This window comes from Amycolatopsis eburnea, from assembly GCF_003937945.1.
Lineage (GTDB): Bacteria > Actinomycetota > Actinomycetes > Mycobacteriales > Pseudonocardiaceae > Amycolatopsis > Amycolatopsis eburnea.
Map to the genome: position 1 here is coordinate 294,570 of NZ_RSEC01000021.1, position 14,859 is coordinate 309,428.

Below are 14,859 nucleotides of genomic sequence, written 5' to 3' on the forward strand. Positions count from 1 at the left end.
GAGTCCCTGGTGAGCCCCATGAATCGCAGAAGCTTCCTGGTCGGTTCCGTCCTCTTCGCCGGTGGTGCCGCCCTCGCGGGCTGCACTTCGGACCCGTTGAACAAGAACGCGGGCGCCGCTTCGGGCGCGAAGGTCACCATGCAGCAGTGGTACCACGCGTACGGCGAATCCGGGACGCAGCAGGCGGTCCAGCGCTACGCCCAGGAGTTCACCAAGGCCAACCCGGACATCGCGATCAACGTCAGCTGGATCGCCGGCGACTACGAGACCAAGCTCAACTCGGCGATGCTCACCGCGCAGGCGCCGGACCTGTTCGAGCTGGGCGACTTCCGCTACCAGAACGTCAAGAACGGCCTGCTCGCGCCGCTTGACGACGTTGTCGGCCCGGTCAAGGCCGACTTCAGCCCGGCTGCGCTGGACACGGTGACCGTCGACGGCAGGATCTACGGCGTCAAGATGATCGACGACGTCATGATGCTGTACTACCGCAAGAGCGCGCTGCAGGCCGCGGGCGTCCAGCCGCCGCAGACGTTCGCCGAGCTGCTCGAAGCGACGCGGAAGCTGAACACCGGCAAGCAGAAGGGCCTGTACGTCGGCACCGACGGCGTCGGCGAAGCGGCGACGCTCCTGCTCTGGTCGTCCGGCGGGGACTTCTTCGATTCGAGCGGCAAGAAGGTCGCGTTCGCGTCGCCCGAGGCGATCGCCGCGATCGGCGGGCTCAAGCAGCTGCACGACACCGGCGGCCTGCTCCAGGGCTACCCGACGGACTGGTCCGACCCGGGCGCGTTCACAGCAGGCGCCACCGCGATGCAGTGGGGCGGCCTGTGGTCGCTGCCGGACATCAAGAAGGCACTGGGTGACGACTTCGGCGTCGTCGCGTGGCCGAAGTTCGGCGACGCCGGCAAGCAGGTCGCCCGCGTCGGCGGCTGGTACCAGCTGGCCAACGCGAAGTCGCCCAACCTGGATGCCGTCAAGAAGTTCATCGACTGGCTGTGGATCAAGAACGCCGACCTGCAGAAGGACTGGTGCGTCAAGTACGGCTTCCACATCCCGGCCCGGAAGGAGGTCGCGGCGCGGACGACCGAGTTCTCCAGCGGTCCCGCGAAGGACGCCGTGACGATCTCGCAGCAGAACGGCAAGTCGTATGCGGGCCTGTGGAACAAGGCGTCGGCGACGCTGTTCCTGCAGGCCGCGACGAAGATCGCGAACGGGCAGGCCGACCCGGCCGCCGAACTCGGCGACGCGGCGAAGAAGGCTCAGGCCGAAGTCGACAAGCAGCTGGCATGAAGCATCGCGACTGGCGCGCGATCGGCGCGTTCGCGGTGCTGACCGGGCCGGTCGTGCTCGGGCTGGGGCTGTTCAAGTACGTCGCGATCGGCTGGAGCTTCCTGCTCAGCTTCAACGACGCCCGCGGCACCATCACCATCGGCAACTGGGTCGGCTTCGACAACTACGCGTTCCTGCTGGGCGACGACGCCTTCCTGACGTCGTTGTCGACGATCGCGATCTTCACGCTCTTCATCGTGCCGATCACGTTCGTGGCGTCGCTCGGGCTGGCGGTGCTGGTCAACAGCATCAAGCGCGGCAAGGCGTTCTTCCGGACGGTGTTCCTCATCCCGGCGGCCGTGTCGTACGTCGTCGCGGCGCTGGTGTGGAAGATGGCGCTGTTCAACGGCCTGCCGTCCGGCGTTGCGAACGTCGTCGGGGGGCTGTTCGGCGCCGACCCGGTGCCGTGGCTGTCGGAAACGAGCCCGCCGGTGTACTGGGTCGCGGTCGTGACGCTGCGCCTGTGGCTGCAGGTCGGGTTGTACATGATTCTCTTCCTGGCCGGGCTGCAGGCGATCTCGCCGTCGCTGTACGAGGCAGGCGAACTCGACGGCACGACGAAGTGGCAGGCCTTCCGCTACATCACGGTGCCGCAGCTGCGGAACACGTCGGTGGCGGTGCTGCTGCTCATCCTGATCGCGGCGTTCCAGGCGTTCGACGAGTTCTACAACCTGTTCGGCACCGGCCTTTCCGGCACCGCGACCGCGCCCGTGAAGCCGCCGCTCGTCTACCTGTACGACTCCGCGCTCGGCGACCAGAACTACGGCGTCGGCTCGGCGGGCGCGTTCCTGCTCACCGTGATCATCGTCGTGATCACCCTGCTGCAGGGCCGGTTCGTCGGCTTCGGGAAGAAGGACTGATGGCCGTCCTCGCCGCGCCTCGCAGAGCGCCGAAGTACGTTCTCGCGTCGGTGCTCGCGCTGATCTTCCTGCTGCCGTTCTACATCATGGTGCGCAACGCGCTGATGACGCGGCAGCAGGTCAGCTCGCCGGACTGGTCGTGGCTGCCGGACCCGCTGTCGTGGGTCAACTTCGGCGACCTGTTCGCCGACGCGTCGGTGCCGATGGCGCACGCGCTGGGGAACTCGTTCCTGGTCGCGATCGTCACCGCTCCGGTCGGCACGCTGTTCGGGTCGATGGCCGGGTACGCGCTGGCCCGGATCGACGTCCCGGGCCGCCGTGCCGTGTTCACGTACGTGCTGGTCACGCTGATGATCCCGCAGTCGGTGACGTTCGTGCCGACGTTCGTCGTCGTCGGCTCGATGGGCGGGGTGAACACCGAGTGGGGCATCATCGCGCCGAACCTGTTCAGCGCGTTCACCGTGATCCTGTTCCGCAACTTCTACCTGCGGTTCCCCGCCGAGATCGAGGAGGCCGGGCGGCTCGACGGCCTGGGCTACCTCGGCGTCTACCGGCGGCTCGTCCTGCCGAACTCGGGCAGCATGATCGCCTCGCTCGGCGCGTTGATGTTCATCGAAAGCTGGAACGCGTTCCTGTGGCCGCTCGTCATCGGGCAGGACCCGTCGTCGTGGACCGCGCAGATCGCGCTTTCGACGTTCCTGACCGCGCAGTCGGTCAACCTGCCGGCGCTGTTCGCCGGCGCCCTCGTCACCATCGCGCCGCTGGTCGCGATGTTCCTGGTCGCCCAGCGGTTCATCGTCAGCGGGATCGCGGCGAGCGGGCTCAAGGAGTAGGTCCCTACCGAGGAGTGTTCCGTGAAGCGCCTCCTTTCCGTTTTTCTCGCCGTGCTCGGGCTTTCCGCTCTGGTCGTTTCGCCGGCCGGCGCCCGGACGCCGTTCGTCCGGCCGTTCATGGGCTGGAGCAGCTGGAGCCTGGAGTCCTCGACCCGCGCGGGTTACGGCACTTCGTGGCTGAACGAGTCGCACGTCCGCGACGCGGCTTCGGCGATGGCTTCGAAGCTCAAGTCCGCGGGCTACACCTACGTCAACATCGACTCGGGCTGGAACGCCTCGCTTTCCTGGGTGTTCCACACCGACGTCAACGGCATTCCCGACCCCGATCCGACGCGGTTCCCGTCCGGGATTCCCGAGTTGGCTTCATACGTGCACGGGCTCGGGCTCAAGCTCGGCCTGTACGCCGTGACCGGCCTCGAGAAGGAGGTCTACGACAAGAACGCGCCCATCCTCGGGACGTCGTGCCACGCGCAGGACATCGCGTACCGGCCGCTGACGCCGTCCAACGGCTGGGGCGGCAACTGGAAGGTCGACTTCACCCACCCGTGCGCGCAGAAGTACTACGACTCGATCGTGGCCCGCTTCGCGTCCTGGGGCGTCGACTTCGTCAAGGTCGACGGGACGACCGCGGACAACGTCGCCGACATCAAGGCGTGGTCGGCGGCGATCGACCACGCGCGGCGGCCGATGTGGCTGACGGCGAGCGCGTGGCCGGTGCCGCGGTCCATCGGCTCGTCGCTGGCGCCCTACGCGAACGGCGTGCGGATCGACACCGACGTCGAGTGCTACTGCGAGACGGTGTCCACCTGGGACAGCTCGGTGAAGGCGCGGTGGGCGGACCTGCCGGGCTGGCTGGGCGTGTTCGGGCCCCAGTACCGGCCGGACCTGGACTCGATGCCGATCAGCAACAACACCGGGTCCGGCATCCAGGACGGGATCTCCGACGTCGAACGGCAGAGCGTGATGACGTTCTGGTCGATGGCGTCGTCGCCGCTGTACGTCGGGGGAGACATCTACTTCCTGGACGGCTCCGCCGTGTCGATCCTGACCAACCCCGAGGTCATCGCGGTCGACCACGCCGGCTCGTACCCGACCCGGGTGACCGGCGGGGACCTGCAGGTGTGGCAGAAGAAGGCCCCGGACGGCCGGACGTACGCCGCCGTCTACAACCTGGGTGCCACGCCCGCGGACATCACGGTGGACTTCGCGGGGGCGCGGCCGGTGCGCGACCTCGTCGCCCGACGGGACCTCGGCCGGTTCCGCGGCTCGTGGACGGCGTCTTCGGTGCCCCCGCACGGCTCCCGGCTGGTCCGGATCGGCTGAGCGTTCTCCGTCGAAGGGGACTTTTCCCGCCGCGAACGGCGGGAAAAGTCCCCTTCTTCCTGCGTTGCGTCATCCATTGGGCGGAAGACGTCTGGTCCGGGGTCCGGCGGGCGTGCTATGTTCGGTTTCAGAACGAGTGTGCGTGATGCGAACAGTTTGGAGCACGTGATGGCGGAGCTGCTGTCGCTCGAGGAGGCCGTGGCCCGGCTGGTGCACGACGGGGACACCGTCGCGCTCGAGGGCTTCACGCACCTCATCCCGGTCGCGGCCGGGCAGGAGATCATCCGGCAGCGCAAGCGTGATCTCACGCTGGTGCGGATGACCCCGGACATCGTCTACGACCAGCTGATCGGCGCGGGCTGCGCCCGCAAGCTGATCTTTTCGTGGGGCGGCAACCCGGGAGTGGGTTCGCTGCACCGCTTCCGCGACGCCGTCCAGCACGACTGGCCGGTGCCGCTGGAGATCGAGGAGCACAGCCACGCGGGCATGGCGAACCGCTACGTCGCCGGCGCGTCCGGCCTCCCGTTCGCGGTCCTGCGCGGTTACACGGGAACGGATCTGCCGGCCCAGACCGACACGATCAAGCCGATCACGTGCCCGTTCACCGGCGAGCAGCTGACCGCGGTCCCGGCGCTGAACCCGGACGTCACGATCGTCCACGCCCAGCGCGCGGACCGGGCGGGCAACGTCCAGATGTGGGGCATCACGGGCGTCCAGAAGGAGGCGGTCTTGGCGGCGAAGCGCTCGATCGTGACGGTCGAGGAGGTTGTCGACGAGCTGGAGCCCCGCCCCGGCGCGGTGGTCCTCCCGTCCTGGGCGGTCACGGCGGTCGCCGAGGTCCCGGGCGGCGCGAAGCCGTCCTACGCGGCGGGCTACTACGAGCGGGACAACGCCGCGTACCAGGCCTGGGACGCCGTGGGCCGCGACCGCGAGGAGTTCACGAAGTGGCTGAACGAGCTGACCGGGGTGAAGGCATGACCACCGGGCACACCGTTCCGGCGTCCCGGCGGCCGAGCCACCCCGGCCTCGCGACCCGCCACGCTCGCGCCGGCCGTCCGGCACGTGCCGGAGCCTCGTCACCCGACAGTCGCCGCTTGCCCGCCTGCCATCCCGGCCTCGCGACCCGCCACGCCGGCGCCGGCCGTCCGGCACGTGCCGGAGCCTCGTCACCCGACAGTCGCCGCTTGCCCGCCCGCCATCCCGGCGCCTTCGTGGTCCTTCCCGCGCGGCCTCGGCCCGCCGTCTCCTCGACGCCCCGTCCCCTGCCGACCCACCCGCGCCCCGTCGCGGCCGACCTCGCGGAGGTCCGAGCGTGAGCACCGAGTACACCGCCGACGAGATGATGAGCGTCGCGGCCGCCCGCGCCCTCGCCGGCGGCAAGTCCTGCTTCGTCGGCATCGGCCTCCCCAGCAAGGCGGCCAACCTCGCCCGCCGCACGCACGCCCCGGACCTCAACCTGATCTACGAATCGGGCTGCCTCGGCGCGAAGCCCGCCCGCCTCCCGCTCTCGATCGGCGACGGCGAGCTGGCCGACACCGCCGACGCCGTGGTGAGCGTCCCCGAGGTGTTCAACTACTGGCTCCAGCCGGGCCGCATCGACGTCGGCTTCCTCGGCGCCGCCCAGCTCGACAAGTTCGGCAACATCAACACCACGGTCATCGGCTCGGACTACCACGACCCGAAGGTCCGCCTCCCGGGCGCGGGCGGCGCCCCGGAGATCGCGGCCTCCTGCGGCGAGGTGTTCATCGTCCTGCGCCAGAACCCCCGCGCGTTCGTGGAGAAGGTCGACTTCGTGACCTCGTTCGGCCACGGAACCGGCAAGGGCGACCGCGAGCGCCTCGGCCTCCCCGGCCGCGGCCCGACCCTGGTGGTCACCGACCTGGGCCTCCTGCGCCCCGACCCGGACACCGCCGAACTCACCCTCACCGAACTCCACCCGGGCGTGGAACTGGACCGCGTGGTGGCGGCGACGGGGTGGAAACTGAAGGTCGCGGAGGACCTGAAGACCACCCCCGCCCCGACCGACGAGGAACTGCAGGTGCTCCGCGACCTGGAGAAGGCGAGCGCATGACCATCCCGCCGCCACGTCGAAGCGCCGCACGCGCGGCCCACGCGACCAGCCCGGCTATGAACGGGGGAGCGAGCGCATGACCACCCCGCCCCCGCGTCGCGGCTCCGCACCCGTGGCACCCTCGACCCACGCGACCCCGAACCGGAAGGCGAGCGCATGACCGACGTCTACATCCTCGACGCGATCCGCACCCCGTTCGGCCGCTACGGCGGGGCACTGGCCGGCGTCCGCCCGGACGACCTCGCCGCCGGCGTCCTCAAAGCCCTCCAGGACCGCAACGACCTCGACCCGTCCACAGTGGACGAAGTCACCCTCGGCGACGCGAACGGCGCGGGCGAGGACAACCGCAACGTCGCCCGCATGGCCGCGCTCCTCGCCGGCTGGCCCACCACCGTCCCGGGCAGCACCGTCAACCGCCTCTGCGGCTCCGGCCTCGACGCGGCGATCCAGGCCAGCCGCGCGATCGCGGTCGGGGACGCCTCCCTCGTCGTCGCCGGCGGCGTCGAGTCGATGACCCGCTCGCCGCTGGTCATGCCGAAGCCCGAAAAGGCGTTCCCGGCCGGCAACCAGACCCTCTACAACACCGCCCTCGGCTGGCGCATGGTCAACCCGGCGATGCCGTCGCAGTGGACGATCTCCCTCGGCGAGTCCACCGAACAGCTCGCCGAGCGCTACGGCATCGGCCGCGACGAGCAGGACGCCTTCGCCGCGCGCAGCCACCTCACCGCCGCCAAGGCCTGGGACGAAGGCTTCTACGACGACCTCGTCGTCCCGGTCGAAGGCGTCGACCTGGCCCGCGACGAAGGCATCCGCCCGGACTCCAGCCCCGAGAAGCTCGCCAAGCTGAAGCCCGTCTTCCGCAAGGAAAACGGCACCGTCACAGCGGGCAACGCCTCCCCGCTCAACGACGGTGCCTCGGCCCTCCTGCTCGGCGACGAGGCGTCCGCGAACCGCCTGGACAAAGCGCCGCTGGCGCGCATCGCCGGCCGGGGCGCGGCCGGCGTCGACCCGGACGTCTTCGGCATCGGCCCGGTCCGCGCGGCCGAGATCGCGCTCGAGCGCGCCGGCATCGGCTGGGACGACCTGGCCGCGGTCGAGCTCAACGAGGCCTTCGCCGCCCAGTCGCTGGCCTGCCTGCGCGACTGGAAGGACCTCGACCCGGAGATCGTGAACACCCACGGCGGCGCGATCGCCATCGGGCACCCGCTCGGCGCGTCGGGCGGCCGGATCCTCGGCACCCTGGCCCACGACCTGCACCGCCGCGGCGGGGGCTGGGGACTGGCCGCCATCTGCATCGGCGTCGGCCAGGGCCTGGCCGTCGTCCTCGAAGGCCGGTAGAAGGAGAAGAGACGTGGCCACCCCGACCGAATTCAGGCTGCCGCGCTACGGGCAGGACCCCGAAGGCACGCACCCGCCGCTGGACTCCAGCGGCTACCGCTCCACGGCCCTGCGGCACCCCAAGCAGGACCTGGTGCTGCTCCCGCAGATGCTGACCGAGGTCACCGGCCCGCTGCTCGGCCCGGGCCGCCTCAACGAGCTCGACAACGACCTCACCCGCCAGCACGAGGGCGAACCGCAGGGGCAGCGGATCATCGTCACCGGCCGGCTCCTCGACGGCGACGGCCGTCCGGTGCGCGACTCGCTCATCGAGATCTGGCAGGCGAACGCGGGCGGCCGCTACCGGCACACCGGCGACCGCTGGCCGTCCCCGCTCGACCCGAACTTCGACGGCGTCGGCCGCACCCTGACCGACAGCGACGGCCGCTACACCTTCACCACCATCAAGCCCGGCGCCTACCCGTGGAAGAACCACGACAACGCCTGGCGCCCCGCGCACATCCACTTCTCGGTGTTCGGCTCGGCGTTCACCCAGCGGCTGGTCACCCAGATGTACTTCCCGGACGACCCGCTGTTCTTCCAGGACCCGATCTACAACTCGATCCCGGACGAAAAGGCCCGGCAGCGGATGGTCTCGCGCTACGACCACGAGATCACCCAGTCCGAGTGGGCGCTCGGGTTCCAGTTCGACATCGTGCTGCGCGGGCGCGACGCGTCGGTGTTCGAAGAGGAAGAGGACGAGGACGAATGACCAGGCTGCTCCCCACCCCGTCCCAGACCGTCGGCCCGTACCTGTCGATCGGGCTGCCCTGGCCCGACGGCCCGCACGTCGTGCCGGAGGGCACGCCGGGCGCCTTCTGGATCCGCGGCACCGTCCGCGACGGCAACGGCGACCCGGTCCCGGACGCGATGATCGAGACGTGGCAGGCCGACCCGGACGGCGGCTTCTGCCACCCGGACGACCCGCGCGGCGCGACGAGCGGCGAGTTCCGCGGCTTCGGCCGCTGCCCGACCGAAGCGGACGGCACGTACGGGATCCTCACGCTGCTGCCCGGCGTGGTCCCCGGCGAAGGCGGCACCACGCAGGCCCGGCACATCGACGTGTCGGTGTTCGCGCGCGGCCTGCTCAACCGGGTCGTCACGCGGATCTACTTCGAGGACCAGGACAACTCCGCGGACCCGGTGCTGGCGACCGTCCCGGCGGCGCGGCGCGGCACCCTGATCGCGGCCAGGACGGACGACGGCTACCGCTTCGACGTGCGCTTGCAGGGCGACGGCGAGACGGTGTTCTTCGCGGTATGAACGGAGGAGGCAGCGTGGGTGCCGTACGGGTGCACCGGGTCGTGGAAGGCCCGGAGGACGGGCCGGTCGTGGTGTTCGGCGGGTCGCTCGGCAGCGACCTCCGGATGTGGGAACCCCAGGTGGTGCCGCTGCTCGAACGCGGCTTCCGGGTGGTCCGCTACGACACGAGGGGCCACGGCGCCTCGCCGGTGCCGCCGGGCCCGTACGACATCGACGACCTGGGCGCCGACGTCCTGGCGCTGCTCGACGAGCTCGAGGTCGAGCGGGCGCACCTGGTGGGGCTCTCCCTCGGGGCGATGACCGGCATGTGGCTCGGCGTCCACGCGCCCGGCCGGGTGGCGAGCCTGGTGCTGTGCTGCACGTCCGCGAAGCTCGGCCCGCCGGAGATGTGGGTGGAGCGGGCCGCCAAGGTCCGCGCCGAAGGCACGGCCGCGGTCGCGGCGGCCGGCGTCTCCCGCTGGCTGACCCCGGGCTACGCCGAGCGGCACCCGGACCGCGCCGCCTACCTGCGCTCGATGATCGCCGGCGTCCCCGCCGAGGGGTACGCGGCCTGCTGCGGCGCGATCGAGCGGATGGACCAGCTCGACGCGCTGCCGAAGATCACCGCGCCGACGCTGGTGATCGCGGGCGCGGACGACCCGGCGACCCCACCGGAGGGCCACGCCGACCTGATCGCGGCGGCCATCCCGGGCGCGCGGCTGGAGGTCGTCGCGGACGCGGCGCACCTGGGCAGCTACGAACGGCCGGAGGAGTTCACCCGGCTGATCCTCGACCACTTGGAGCGAGCGTGACGGACCGCCACGAGCAGGGCATGAAGGTGCGGCGCGAGGTGCTCGGCGACGAGCACGTCGACCGCGCGGTCGCGGGCACGACGGACTTCAGCCGCCCGTTCCAGGACTACATCACCGAGGGCGCGTGGGGTTCGGTGTGGTCCCGCGACGGCCTCGACCGCCGGACGCGCAGCTGCGTCACGCTCGCGGCGCTGACGGCGCTGCAGGCGCACAACGAGCTGGCGATGCACGTCCGCGCGGCGGTCCGCAACGGCCTGACGGCGGCGGAGATCAGCGAGGTCCTCCTGCACACGGCCGTCTACGCGGGCGCACCGGCGGCGAACGCGGCGTTCGCCATCGCGCAGCGCACCCTCGCCGAGCTCGGCGAGCCGGGCGCTCGCCCGGCCGGCACCGGATAGGGTGCCGGTCATGGACGCGGGGAGGCCCATCGAAGCCGAGCTGGACAGCGAGCCGGCGCACCGTGGTGCCCACCACGTGCAGTCGCTGGAGCGCGGCCTGGCCGTGATCAAGGCCTTCCACGCGGGCGCGGCGGAGCTGACCCTGAGCGACGTCGCCCGCGCGACCGGCCTCACCCGGGCCGCGGCGCGCCGGTTCCTGCTGACCTTGACCGACCTCGGCTACGTCCGCACCGACGGCAAGTACTTCTCCCTGACGGCCCGCGTGCTGGAGCTGGGATACGCGTACCTGTCGAGCATGACGCTGCCCGAAGTGGCGCAGCCGCACCTCGAGAGCCTGTCCGCGACGGTCCACGAGTCGAGCTCGGTCTCGGTCCTCGAGGGAACGGACATCGTCTACGTGGCGCGCGTGGCGGTGTCGCGGATCATGACGGTCAGCATCAACGTGGGCACCCGCTTCCCGGCGTACGCGACCTCGATGGGCCACGTCCTGCTGGCCGGCCTCAGCAAGGCAGAGCTGGAGGCGTACTTCCTGGTGGCGAGCCTCGACCGCCTGACCGACCACACGGTCACCTCGCCCAACCCCCTGCGCACCGAGCTGGCGAAGGTCGCCGACCAGGGCTGGGCGATGGTCGACCAGGAACTGGAGGAAGGCCTCCGCTCGGTGGCGGCCCCGATCCACGACCGCAAGGGCCGCACGGTGGCGGCGGTGAACCTGTCCACCCACGCCAGCCGCACGACGGCGGAATCGGTCCGCGAGAACCTGGTCCCCCCACTCCTGGAGACCGCCCGCGCGATCGAAGCGGACCTGGCGATCGGAGCCCCGGGCCGAGCCCATGGCTGACCACCCACCCGCCACGCCCGTTGCCGGCGCCCGCTCCGTCACGGCCGGAACTGCGGCTGCCGCCGGGCCCGCCGGCGCCGCAGCCTCCGCCACCGCCACTGGCGCCGCCCCGCGGGTTGCCGGGCTCCTCCTGGCCGCCGGTGCCGGCCGTCGCTTCGGCGGCCCCAAAGCCCTCGCCGAACTCGACGGTGAGCCGCTCGTCCGCCGAGCCCTGCGCACCCTGTCCGAAGCCGGCTGCACCCCCATCCGCGTAGTCCTCGGCGCAGCCGCGGACCAGGTCCGCCCCCTCCTCCCAGACCCCACGGCAGCGGTCTACGCCGAAGACTGGCAAACCGGCATGGGCGCCTCCCTCCGCGCCGGCCTGACCGCCCTCACCGAAACCGGAACCGAAACCGACTCAGAAACCGACGGCCCGGTGGCCGCGCTGGTCCACCTGGTCGACCTCCCCTGGATCGGCCCCGAAATCCTCACCCGCGTCACCGCCGACGCAACCCCGCGATCCATCGCCCGCGCGGCCTACGACGGAACCCCAGGCCACCCCGTCCTCCTCGGCCGCGACTGGTGGCCGGAGATCGCCGCCACCGCGCAAGGTGACCGGGGCGCGCGCGACTGGCTGGCCACCCGCGCGGACCTGACCCTGATCGAGTGCGCCGACCTCGGCAGCGGCCACGACGTCGACCGGCCCACCGACCTCCCCGGACAGTCGCCGTCCTGACGGCCGTCCCGCCGCCGCCTACGATCGACTGCGTGACCGACTTGCTCGCCTCGCCCGAAGAACTCGCCGTCGCGCTCGACGGGACCGGTTACCTCGCCGATGACGGGCTGGCGACCGCCGGGTTCCTCGCGCTCAAGATGGGGCGGCCGCTCTTCTGCGAAGGCGAGCCCGGCACCGGCAAGACTTCGCTCGCCATCGCCCTCGCCACCGCGCTCGAACGGCCGCTCGTCCGGCTCCAATGCCACGAAGGCATCGACGCCGCCCAGGCGCTCTACGAGTGGGACTTCCCGCGCCAGCTCCTGCACCTGCGGGCCCTCGAAGCCGCCGGGGACGGGCACCTCGACGTCGAGGCCGCCGAGCGGTCGCTCTACACCGAACGGTTCCTGCTCGCCCGGCCGCTCCTGCAGGCCCTCAAGGCGCCGTGCGTCCTGCTCGTCGACGAGATCGACCGCGCCGACGACGAGTTCGAAGCGTTCCTCCTGCAGCTGCTCGACGAGAACGCCGTCACCATCCCCGAGTACGGCGAAGTCCGCGCCGCGCGGCCGCCGCTCGTGGTGCTCACCTCCAACCGGACGCGGGAGGTGCACGACGCGCTGAAGCGCCGGTGCCTCTACCACTGGCTGGAACACCCGGACCTGGTGCGGGAGGTCCTGATCCTGCGCCGTAGGATCCCTCGAATAGGTGAAGTTCTGGCTCGGCAGATCGCTGAAGCGGTGCATCGGCTCCGCGAGATGGACCTGCTCAAGCCACCCGGAGTAGCAGAGTCGCTCGATTGGGCGAGAGCTCTGCTGACTCTTGAGCGCGACGAGCTGGACGCGGCCACCGCGGCGCGGACGCTCGGGGCCGTCCTGAAGTACAGCGAAGACCTCGACCGGGTACGGGCGAAACTCGACGCCCTGTTCGCCTGACCCGAGGGCCGAGACGGGGGAGAACCTGCGGATGAGCGTGGCGGAGACGACCGAGACGAGACCGACGGCGGACACCGCGCCGGAACCGCCCCGGCCGGTCGGCACCACGACCGGGACGAGCACCTGGCGGGCCAAGCTCGCCGCCGTCGCCGCGGTGCTCGGCGGGACCGCGCTGATCGCCGTGCACGCCTCCTTCTACGGGCACTGGCTGATCGACGACGCCGCCATCACCTTCGCCTACTCGCGCAACGTCGCCGACGGCTTCGGACCGGTTCTGCAGCCTGGCGCCTCGCCGGTCGAGGGGTACTCCAACCCGACCTGGATGGTGCTGCTCGCGCTCGGCAAGCTCGTCGGCCTGTTCGACCACGGGACGCTGTTCGGGGTCAACGACCAGATCCTCTTCCCGAAGGCGCTCGCGCTGGCGTGCTGCCTGGGCGTCCTCGTCCTGTTCTACTTCGGCGCCAAGACGCTCACCCGCCGCCCGGCGCTGGTCACCTTCCTGACCGGGGCCGTGCTCGCCGCGATCCCGTCGTTCGTGATCTGGTGCTTCTCCGGGCTGGAGAACTCCTTCTACGCGCTGACCGTCGCCGCGCTCGCGGTGCTGATCCTGCGCGCGGTCCAGGGCGGCCGGCTGCTCGGCACCCAGGTCGCGGTCGGTACCGGGCTGATCGCGATGCTCGCCGCGCTGACCCGGCCCGACGGCATCATCTACGCCGGCGCGTACCCGATCGTCGTCCTGCTCTTCCTCAAGCGGGAACTGCTCGGGCGCAGCGTCCGCGCGGTCGTCCTCTCCGTCGCCGGGTTCGCCGTGCCGTACGGCGCCTACGTCGTCTTCCGCTGGTTCGAGTTCGGCCGGCTGGTGCCCAACACCGCCGTCGCGAAGGGGCAGGAGCCGCCGACCCTCGACGACCTCGCGCGGCCCGGGGAGATCGTCTCCTACGTCGGCTGGCTGGTCGTCGCGATCGCCGTCGCGTGCCTGGTCATGCTGATGATCCGGCCGTCGAAGCTGCGCACCGGCCTGATCGCGCTGCTGGCGCCGTTCGGGCTGACCGTCGTCGCCTACATCGTCCTCGAGTACGACTGGATGGGGCAGCTGCGCTTCGCCACCCCGGTCTGGACGCTCGGCGCGTTCGGCGCCGCGGTCGTGGTCGTCGAGGCGCTGGCCGCGGCCCGGCTGCGCGGCCGGATCGTGCTCGCCTGCCTGCTGGTCGTGGCCGCGATCAGCTCGGTGAGCGGCTTCTACACCCAGGGCACGACCTACCGCGCCAACGTCAAGACCGCGTTCTGCATCGTCGCCGAGCGCGACGCCCAGGCCGTCAACGGCTTCGCCGACATCCTCAAGCTGCCGGACACCGCGCAGGTCGGGCTGATCGACCTCGGCGGGACGTCGCTGGGCAGCCGCATCCGGGTGCTCGACCTGGCCGGCCTCGGCGACAAGCCGATCGCCGACTACCTGCACCGCGCCGACATGCAGGGCCTGCGCGACTACGTCTTCACGAAGGCCAAGCCGGAGCTGATCACGTTCATCGGCTCGTGGATCACGACGCTGCAGTTCGACAAGGACCCGCGGTTCGACCAGGACTACGTGACGATCTTCGTCAACCAGCCGATCGGGAACATGACCGTCGACTCGCGCAACTGGGTCAGCTACCACGTGCGGCGCGACCTGGTCGACCCGGCGAAACTCGCGGAACTGCAGGCGTACGCGCAGAAGACGCTGCCGCCGATCCTGGAGCTGAACAAGGCGGCCGGGTTGCGCGGCTGCGCGAACATCCAGCCCGGCATGAAGGTTTCCTGACCCCGGAACGCACCACGCCCGCTCGGTCCACAAAGGACCGGGCGGGCGTTTTTAATTGCGTTGCCCCACCGGCACCGCTCGGGCATCCTTTTTCCAGCACAGCAGAGAGGAGGAGATCGTGAACCGGCAACCGAACCACCGCGGCGCGATCTCCTGCGCCGTTCGCTGAAAACTTTCCGAAGGCTCTTCGCGCCCACCCGCCGCTACCTTGGGTCGGCCGCGGCGAAGAGCGCGGTCTGCGTACCCACCCGGGGAGGGGTGCGCGCGCAGACCGCCCCGTCCCGGTAGCTCAGCAGGACAGAGCGCGGCGCTACGAACGCCGAGGTCCGAGGTTCGACTCCTCGCCGGGACACCG

At 71.0% G+C, this 14,859-nt stretch carries 15 protein-coding genes and 1 tRNA gene; all 16 read left to right on the forward strand.

Annotated elements, in window-relative coordinates:
- The first annotated feature begins 18 nt into the window (after positions 1-18).
- The 16 genes from EIY87_RS05245 to EIY87_RS05320 all read left to right on the forward strand — a co-directional run bounded on the left by EIY87_RS05245 (position 19) and on the right by EIY87_RS05320 (position 14,856).
- The gene (locus tag EIY87_RS05245; RefSeq protein WP_125306487.1) at positions 19-1,287 is read left to right on the forward strand and encodes an ABC transporter substrate-binding protein; all 1,269 of its coding nucleotides are present in this window, start codon (positions 19-21) and stop codon (positions 1,285-1,287) included.
- Positions 1,284-2,186 (forward strand): carbohydrate ABC transporter permease, encoded by a 903-nt coding sequence (locus EIY87_RS05250; protein ID WP_125306488.1) that lies wholly within the window; start codon positions 1,284-1,286, stop codon positions 2,184-2,186. Before EIY87_RS05245 ends, EIY87_RS05250 begins: the two co-directional genes overlap by 4 nt.
- Positions 2,186-3,019, forward strand: coding sequence for a carbohydrate ABC transporter permease (locus EIY87_RS05255; RefSeq protein WP_125306489.1), 834 nt, complete (start codon positions 2,186-2,188; stop codon positions 3,017-3,019). The genes EIY87_RS05250 and EIY87_RS05255 overlap by 1 nt, the downstream gene beginning before the upstream one ends.
- Before the next feature lie 21 nt (positions 3,020-3,040).
- Positions 3,041-4,342, forward strand: a complete 1,302-nt coding sequence (locus EIY87_RS05260) for a glycoside hydrolase family 27 protein (RefSeq protein WP_225439730.1) — start codon at positions 3,041-3,043, stop codon at positions 4,340-4,342.
- Positions 4,343-4,510: 168 nt separating this feature from the next.
- Positions 4,511-5,320, forward strand: a complete 810-nt coding sequence (locus EIY87_RS05265; protein WP_125306490.1) for a CoA transferase subunit A — start codon at positions 4,511-4,513, stop codon at positions 5,318-5,320.
- A gap of 361 nt (positions 5,321-5,681) precedes the next feature.
- Positions 5,682-6,413 (forward strand): CoA-transferase subunit beta, encoded by a 732-nt coding sequence (locus tag EIY87_RS05270; RefSeq protein ID WP_191983976.1) that lies wholly within the window; start codon positions 5,682-5,684, stop codon positions 6,411-6,413.
- Positions 6,414-6,569: 156 nt separating this feature from the next.
- Positions 6,570-7,751, forward strand: coding sequence for a thiolase family protein (locus EIY87_RS05275; RefSeq protein WP_125306492.1), 1,182 nt, complete (start codon positions 6,570-6,572; stop codon positions 7,749-7,751).
- A gap of 13 nt (positions 7,752-7,764) precedes the next feature.
- The gene (gene pcaH, locus EIY87_RS05280) at positions 7,765-8,502 is read left to right on the forward strand and encodes a protocatechuate 3,4-dioxygenase subunit beta (RefSeq protein WP_125306493.1); all 738 of its coding nucleotides are present in this window, start codon (positions 7,765-7,767) and stop codon (positions 8,500-8,502) included.
- Positions 8,499-9,053 carry a protocatechuate 3,4-dioxygenase subunit alpha gene (pcaG, locus tag EIY87_RS05285; RefSeq protein WP_125306494.1) on the forward strand — a complete coding sequence of 185 codons (555 nt, stop codon included), beginning with the start codon at positions 8,499-8,501 and terminating at the stop codon, positions 9,051-9,053. The genes pcaH and pcaG overlap by 4 nt, the downstream gene beginning before the upstream one ends.
- On the forward strand, positions 9,050-9,844 hold the full coding sequence (gene pcaD, locus EIY87_RS05290; RefSeq protein WP_125306495.1) for a 3-oxoadipate enol-lactonase: 795 nt from the start codon (positions 9,050-9,052) through the stop codon (positions 9,842-9,844). Before pcaG ends, pcaD begins: the two co-directional genes overlap by 4 nt.
- On the forward strand, positions 9,841-10,242 hold the full coding sequence (gene pcaC / locus EIY87_RS05295; RefSeq protein WP_125306496.1) for a 4-carboxymuconolactone decarboxylase: 402 nt from the start codon (positions 9,841-9,843) through the stop codon (positions 10,240-10,242). Before pcaD ends, pcaC begins: the two co-directional genes overlap by 4 nt.
- Before the next feature lie 10 nt (positions 10,243-10,252).
- Entirely contained in the window at positions 10,253-11,083 is an 831-nt protein-coding gene (locus tag EIY87_RS05300; protein ID WP_125306497.1) for an IclR family transcriptional regulator domain-containing protein, read from the forward strand.
- The gene (locus EIY87_RS05305; protein ID WP_125306498.1) at positions 11,076-11,798 is read left to right on the forward strand and encodes a nucleotidyltransferase family protein; all 723 of its coding nucleotides are present in this window, start codon (positions 11,076-11,078) and stop codon (positions 11,796-11,798) included. The genes EIY87_RS05300 and EIY87_RS05305 overlap by 8 nt, the downstream gene beginning before the upstream one ends.
- 32 nt (positions 11,799-11,830) lie before the next feature.
- On the forward strand, positions 11,831-12,706 hold the full coding sequence (locus EIY87_RS05310; protein WP_191983959.1) for an AAA family ATPase: 876 nt from the start codon (positions 11,831-11,833) through the stop codon (positions 12,704-12,706).
- 31 nt (positions 12,707-12,737) lie between these two features.
- Complete coding sequence (locus EIY87_RS05315) at positions 12,738-14,504, forward strand: hypothetical protein (RefSeq protein ID WP_125306499.1); 1,767 nt, start codon at positions 12,738-12,740, stop codon at positions 14,502-14,504.
- 278 nt (positions 14,505-14,782) lie between these two features.
- Positions 14,783-14,856 (forward strand) — tRNA-Arg (locus tag EIY87_RS05320).
- Positions 14,857-14,859 lie beyond the last annotated feature (3 nt).

Bases quoted from the DNA above. Each gene is read 5' to 3' on its own strand.
- EIY87_RS05245 (WP_125306487.1), top strand. From the start codon at position 19: ATGAATCGCAGAAGCTTCCTGGTCGGTTCCGTCCTCTTCGCCGGTGGT.
- EIY87_RS05250 (WP_125306488.1), top strand. From the start codon at position 1,284: ATGAAGCATCGCGACTGGCGCGCGATCGGCGCGTTCGCGGTGCTGACC.
- EIY87_RS05255 (WP_125306489.1), top strand. From the start codon at position 2,186: ATGGCCGTCCTCGCCGCGCCTCGCAGAGCGCCGAAGTACGTTCTCGCG.
- EIY87_RS05265 (WP_125306490.1), top strand. From the start codon at position 4,511: ATGGCGGAGCTGCTGTCGCTCGAGGAGGCCGTGGCCCGGCTGGTGCAC.
- EIY87_RS05270 (WP_191983976.1), top strand. From the start codon at position 5,682: ATGATGAGCGTCGCGGCCGCCCGCGCCCTCGCCGGCGGCAAGTCCTGC.
- EIY87_RS05275 (WP_125306492.1), top strand. From the start codon at position 6,570: ATGACCGACGTCTACATCCTCGACGCGATCCGCACCCCGTTCGGCCGC.
- pcaG (WP_125306494.1), top strand. From the start codon at position 8,499: ATGACCAGGCTGCTCCCCACCCCGTCCCAGACCGTCGGCCCGTACCTG.
- pcaD (WP_125306495.1), top strand. From the start codon at position 9,050: ATGAACGGAGGAGGCAGCGTGGGTGCCGTACGGGTGCACCGGGTCGTG.
- EIY87_RS05300 (WP_125306497.1), top strand. From the start codon at position 10,253: ATGGACGCGGGGAGGCCCATCGAAGCCGAGCTGGACAGCGAGCCGGCG.
- EIY87_RS05305 (WP_125306498.1), top strand. From the start codon at position 11,076: ATGGCTGACCACCCACCCGCCACGCCCGTTGCCGGCGCCCGCTCCGTC.
- EIY87_RS05315 (WP_125306499.1), top strand. From the start codon at position 12,738: ATGAGCGTGGCGGAGACGACCGAGACGAGACCGACGGCGGACACCGCG.